Genomic DNA, 6,351 nt, shown 5'->3' with positions numbered 1-6,351 from the left:
GGATCATAAACCGGCAGGTAGATCTTTACTTCTGTTCCGAGGCCCAACTCGCTCTCAACCTCTATCCGGCCTCCGTGGGTCTCGACGATGCCGAAGCAGAGGGAGAGCCCAAGCCCCGTTCCCTTTCCAACGGGCTTGGTGGTAAAGAAGGGCTCCAGGATTTTATCGAGGTTTTCCCTGGGAATGCCTACACCCGTGTCCCTGACTGAGACCAGAACCCAGGGCTTATTTTCTTCTTCGACCAAGGTGGACACAATAGTCAATTTGCGGTTGTTCCCTTCTGCTTCATCCATGGCGTCCCTGGCATTGGAAATCAGGTTGAGAAAGACCTGTTCGAGTTGGTTCGAATCTCCCCAGATCCTGGGAAGATCGTTTGAAAGTTTTCTCTCAATCGCGATACCGTGGTTAAGGAGTTGCTGGCCCGTAATCATCAGGGCGTTCTCAATGGGCAGGTTCACGTCCAGTTCTTGGAACCGGGGCTTGGTCTGCCTGGAAAATTCCCTGAGATGCTCAACGATTCTTTCTATCCGGTCGTTGCATTTCTTGATGAGTTCCAGCCTTTCCCGCTCCCGGCATTCTTCCTTAATATTTTTCAAGATGACATGCAGGATGGTCTTTGAGGCCATGAGGGGGTTGTTGAGTTCGTGGGCGACCCCTGCGACCAATTCTCCGAGGGCCCGCATCTTGGAGGCCTCCACGAGCCGGACCTGGGCGGCCTTGAGTTTGGCTTCGAGACGCTTTTTCTCCGTAACGTCCTTGAATATCCCCGCGGTTCCGACCAGTTTGCCCTCCTCATCCCGGACCAGGAAGAGAGAATTTTGGATGACCAGAATTTCTCCGTCCTTTCTTTTGACTTCCATCTCGTAGTTTTCCGCCCGCTCCCGGGCCTTCAGCAGGGCCATGATATCCCGGGCCTCCTGAATACCCCTGACGTAAACGGTGGAGATGTGTTGTCCCAGGATTTCTTCTCTACGGTATTGGATCATCTCTTCCATGGCCCGGTTCAGGTAAGTGATTTTTCCCTTAAGGTCGGTCGTAACGATTCCGTCTACGGAGCTTTCCATGATGTTTTCCAGGAATTCCTTGGTTTCCCGAAGCTCCTTTTCGAGAGATTTTCTCCGGGTCAGGTCACGGATGATCTCAAGAAATCCCGTGGTCCGTCCGTCCGGATCCTTGATGGCGGTGACGGAGGTATGGGCCGGGAAATACTCGTTGCCCTTCCGGATCCGGATCATTTCCAGTTCACAGATTCCCTCGCTGCGGGCCCGTTTGGACATGATGGCCGGCATGCCCCTGGCCACGTCCTCCGGGGTGAGGGTAATAGTGATATTTTTTTTATGAAGGACGTCGTCCTTTTTCCACCCGAAAAGTTTTTCAGCCCCCTTATTGAACTCCATGATGGTGCCGTGGAAATCGACGGCGATGATGGCATACTCTGTGGCGCTGTCAAGGATGCTGTTCAGGAAGCGGGTGAGTTCGCGGTAGCGTTCCCTGGATTCCTTGAGTTCCCTGGTGCGGGCATCCACCATCTTTTCCAGGTTTGATGTGTAATGCTGGATCTGACTGATCATTCGGTTGAAGGAGGTGCCGAGGACACCGATTTCATCCCCTCCGCGCACTTTGACCCTTTGGGAGAGATCTCCTTCCACCATCCTGGTGGTCACCTCTGTTAGTTCCTGAATCGGTCTTGTCAGGACCTTTGAAAGGGACAAGGTCAGGAACAGCACCAAGACCACGCCCAAGAGAACCATCAAGCCTATGAATCTCTCTGTATCGCTGAGATCTTGGTAGATCTCCTCTTCGTAAGTCCCAGCCGCGATGATCCAGCCCCAGGGCTTGAAGTACATGTACTTGGTTATCTTCTGCCTCGGTTCCGTTTCGCCGAGTTCCGGATTGACCCAGGGGTAACGGATAGTGCCCACCGCCCCCTGGGGGAGATGGATGGATTCCTGGATCATGGCGCGGATGTATTCAAACCCGGAAGAATCCTTGGAATGGATGATATTTTCGCCCTCTTTGGCCGGATGGATCTTCAACACGCCACTGCTGTCCATGATATAGGCGTAACCCGTTTTACCCACCCGAATGCCACGGATTTCGGCCTTGAGGGATTCAGTCCCTTGTTCCTTCACTCCCACGGAGAAGGCCCCGATAACAGAACCGCCCGGTCCCAGGATGGGGTCATAGGCCGTGAGGTACCATTCGCCCGAGATGCGGGCCCGGCCCCGGTACGGGTTCCCGGACAAGAGGGCTTGAACAGCGGGACTATCTGGAAGAAGAATGGTACCGGTGATCTGCCTGCCCTTAATGTCTTTAAGAGTGCTCGAAATGCAGAGAAAACGGTCTTCCCGGATTCGCTGATAAAGTCCGCAGGTTCCACCCGTTAATTTCCGGACTTCTTCTACAAAGGATGTATCCCCGGTCAATGGGGTGTCACCGGCCTTCAATAGGGGAATAGTAAGGAGGGCCTTTTTTAGGGTGAACGGGTCCACCGCCGTAAAGTGGATCTTCTCGTCTTCAAAGAGGCGAATCTGGCCTCTTCGGGCGAGAACATGTCTCGCCACACGGATATTCCGGCCGACCTCGCGCTGGACTATTTCCCGGTGGATCTTGCACATGGAGTAGATGTTTCTGACAAGGTGTTCCAGGTCTTCCTCAGCAGCGCCGCGCAGTGCTTTCCCGAATCGGTCCATGGCAAGGTAGGCCACGCAGAGAAGGGGGACCAGTACCAGGAAAAGTGTGACAGTGACGAGTTTTGCCCGTATTCTCAAATTTCGGAAGCGGGGAATGATCATTTTCGACCTTTTTGGCGGAGCGGTGGAGACGAATGCCGGCAGACCCCTCGCCACAAGGGCATCCGTCCCATAAAGCGGGTCCGTCGGTCCTTTGCGGATGAGACCGATGGGTCGGCGGAACTCCAGAGACCCTGATTCTGCCGGTTCAAGGGGAGGCCTCGAGGTCCGTATCGATCAAGCCTGAAGACCGAAGGTTCATATCGTGCTTTTTCATTGACCCCCCTTTTTCTTATCTGCTAGGATTTCTCTGAACTATTTCCGTTTTTTCTCCATGCGCCATCGGTAAAAACGGTCACCAGGAGCAGAGATTGGATCTCCATAATGACCACCCATTTCAATCCCTCTTTGTTTATTCCAGCGAAATGGCCCGGTTCGATTTCGGCCCGGATCATCCTTTCAAACCAGAACGGGCGTCGAAGACTTACGAGTTGTGTTCCCGTTACGGCGTCATGAATCATCCCTGGATGAGTGTTTTTGAACCGGACACCATTGAGGAAAAGTATTTGACCTCCTTTCACGACCCTGCCTATCTTGCGCTTTTAAAAGAGGCCAGCGCCGGAAAGGTAAGCCTGGATATGCTCTCCAGGGGTCTGGGGACAGAAGACACCCCCATTCTCCAGGGGATCTACGAATGGTCCCTCAAGGCGGCGGGAGGGACCCTCGAGGCCGTCCGAAGACTCAATGGAGGAGAAATCCAGGTGGCCTTCCACCCCTTGGGTGGTTTCCATCACGGGATGCCTGATCATGCCGAGGGATTCTGTTACATCAACGATATCGTCATAGCCCTGAAGGACGCCCTGGAGAGCCATCCGGACATGAAAATTGCTTACCTGGACCTGGACGCCCACCACGGAAACGGCGTCCAGGAGGCCTTTTACGAGGATCCGCGGGTCCTGTTCATCTCTCTCCATGAAACCGGAAAAAAGCTTTACCCCTGGTCCGGGTTTGAGACGGAGACGGGCCGGGAAAAGGGCAAGGGCTACACGGTGAACGTTCCTCTCGAGGAGAGTACGGACGACGAGGTCTATGCCTTTGTGTTCGACGCCGTCGTCCCTCCGCTCCTCTCATCCTTTTCTCCTGATACCGTCCTGGCCGTCCTGGGCGCCGATGTCCTTGTCTCGGATCCCCTTACCCACCTGAAGCTCACCAATAACGGATACATGAAAGCCATCAAGGGTTTCCTGGAGTTCTCGCCCAGGATCCTGGCCCTTGGAGGGGGGGGGTATGATATCTACCGGACCTCCAGGGCCTGGACATTGGCTTGGGGGTTGTTGAACAACGTAGAACCCGTGGACGAGTTTTCCGGGCTGGTGGGGGGCATGATGTTCGGTCCCGAAAGCGAAGTGGGCAGCCTGTACGACCGGCCTTTCCTCGTCCAAGGCGAGGCCAAGGAAAGGGCCTTTGAAGAGGCCCGCAGGGTCGTCGCCTATATCCGTAAAGAAATCTTTCCCCTGCATGGTATCTAGCTTCAAGTTGTAAGGGCGAGGCCCCATTCGCGATCCGTTTCGTCCAAGCCAGGCTCCCCCCTGATCCGTGGGATGCCCGTTTGCCAGGGTTCCCCCACCGAGGCGATCAGAGTCTCCCCTCCACCAGCTTGTCCACTACTTCAGGCTCAGCAAGGGTGGAGGTGTCACCCAGTTCGTGGACCGCACCTTCGGCGATCTTTCTCAGGATCCTGCGCATGATCTTCCCGCTTCGGGTCTTGGGAAGGCCAGGGGCGAACTGGAGCTTGTCCGGAGAGGCGATGGGCCCGATCTCGCTCCGAATATGGGCAACAAGGGCCTTCTTCAATTCTTCCGACGGTTTAAAGCCGTCCTTCAGGGTCACGAAGACATAGATACCCTGGCCCTTGAGCTCGTGGGGAAATCCGACTACGGCCGCCTCGGCGATGGCTTCATGGGCCACCAGGGCGCTCTCTATCTCCGCGGTTCCCAGGCGGTGCCCCGATACGTTGATGACGTCATCCACCCGGCCCATGATCCAGTAAAATCCGTCTTCGTCCTTCCTGGCCCCGTCCCCTGAGAAGTAAAGCCCGGGGGTCTGCACGAAGTATTGTTCCTTGAAACGTTCAGGGTTTCCGTAAACCGTCCGCATCATTCCCGGCCAGGCCCTTCGGATGTAAAGATGCCCTCCCTCGTTTACCTCCGCCTCGGTGCCGTCGGCCCGAAGTATCACGGGCTGGACCCCGAAGAATGGTCTGGAGGCAGACCCCGGTTTCATCTTGAAGGCTCCGGGGATGGAGGCGATCATGAAACCGCCCGTTTCTGTCTGCCACCAGGTATCCACGATGGGACATCTCTCCTTTCCGATCACACTGTAGTACCACATCCAGGCTTCCGGGTTGATGGGTTCCCCCACGCTTCCGAGGAGGCGGAGGCTGCTTAGGTCTCTCCTGTTGGGCCATTGGTCGCCGTTCTTCATGCAGGCCCGGATGGCGGTAGGGGCAGTGTAGAAGATATTGACGCCGTATCTTTCGACAACTTCCCAGAAGCGGTCGGGTTCGGGATAGTTGGGTACGCTCTCAAAAACGATCGATGTGGCGCCGAGCCCCAGGGGCCCATAGACGATGTAGCTGTGGCCCGTGACCCAACCGATGTCGGCCGTGCACCACCAGACATCTTCATCCTTGAGGTCGAAGCAGTATTTCAAGGTCACCATGGTGTAGAGAAGATACCCGGCCGTGGTGTGGAGGACCCCTTTTGGCTTGCCGGTGCTCCCGCTGGTGTAGAGGATGAAGAGGGGATCTTCCGCGTCCATCCATTCAGGTTCGCAATAGGGGGAGGCCTCGGCCATCAATTCGTGCCACCACAGGTCCCGGCCCTCCTTCATGGGGGTTTCCTTGTCGATCCGGTTGACAACGATGCATCGCTTGATACCTGGGCATCCCTCCAGGGCCGTATCGGCGTTGGCCTTGGCGGGTATGGTTCTGCCGGCCCGCCAATACCAGTTCGAGGTCACGAGGGTTTCGGCGCCGCAGTCCAGGATGCGGTCCCTGAGGGCGTCCGGGCTGAAGCCTCCGAAAACGATGCTGTGCACGGCACCGATCCTGGCGCAGGCCAGCATGGCGACGGGCAGTTCCAGGATCATGGGAAGGTAGATCGCTACACGGTCCCCTTTCTTGACCCCCAGCTTTTTGAGTACGTTGGCGAATTTGCAGACTTCCCGGTGGAGTTGCTTGTAGGTGAGGGTCCGTGATTCTTCCAGGGGTTCCCCTTGAAAGATAAGTGCGGCCTTGTTTTTTCTCCAGGTTTTCAGGTGACGATCCAGGCAGTTGTAAGTGACGTTCAGTTTCCCGCCGGCAAAATACCGGATGAAAATATCATCCTCGAAACTGAATTCTTCGACGGGTCCGTCCCACTTTTTGAACCAGTCGATGAATTTTTCCGCCATCTCCCCCCAGAACCCATGAGGATCCTCGATGGATCGCTGGTACATCTTGAAATAGTCTTCTTCGGAGTTTATGTTGGCATGCTTCACGAAGTCCTCTGCAGGTTCAAAAACCCGTTTTTCCATGTAGACTGATTCGACGCTCCCTTTCTCTCCAAGCATTCTGAGG

Annotated in this window: 3 protein-coding genes; 1 reads left to right on the top strand and 2 read right to left on the bottom strand. The window is 55.6% G+C overall.

From position 1 onward, the window contains the following. Positions 1–2,795, bottom strand: a 2,795-nt coding sequence (locus JRF57_15740) for a Cache 3/Cache 2 fusion domain-containing protein (protein MBW2305151.1), incomplete at its 3' end; no start/stop codon positions are given. Between the two features lie 308 nt (positions 2,796–3,103). On the opposite strand from JRF57_15740, the gene JRF57_15735 reads away from it, so the two are divergent. Then, positions 3,104–4,261, top strand: coding sequence for an acetoin utilization protein AcuC (locus JRF57_15735; GenBank protein MBW2305150.1), 1,158 nt, complete (start codon positions 3,104–3,106; stop codon positions 4,259–4,261). Positions 4,262–4,367: 106 nt separating this feature from the next. Here JRF57_15735 and acs read toward each other — a convergent pair whose 3' ends face one another. Continuing rightward, positions 4,368–6,344 carry an acetate--CoA ligase gene (acs, locus tag JRF57_15730; GenBank protein MBW2305149.1) on the bottom strand — a complete coding sequence of 659 codons (1,977 nt, stop codon included), beginning with the start codon at positions 6,342–6,344 and terminating at the stop codon, positions 4,368–4,370. Positions 6,345–6,351: the final 7 nt, after the last annotated feature.

Source organism: Deltaproteobacteria bacterium (assembly GCA_019310525.1).
In the GTDB taxonomy this organism is placed as follows: domain Bacteria; phylum Desulfobacterota; class DSM-4660; order Desulfatiglandales; family HGW-15; genus JAFDEE01.
This window is presented reverse-complemented; position numbering and strand designations above follow the sequence as displayed.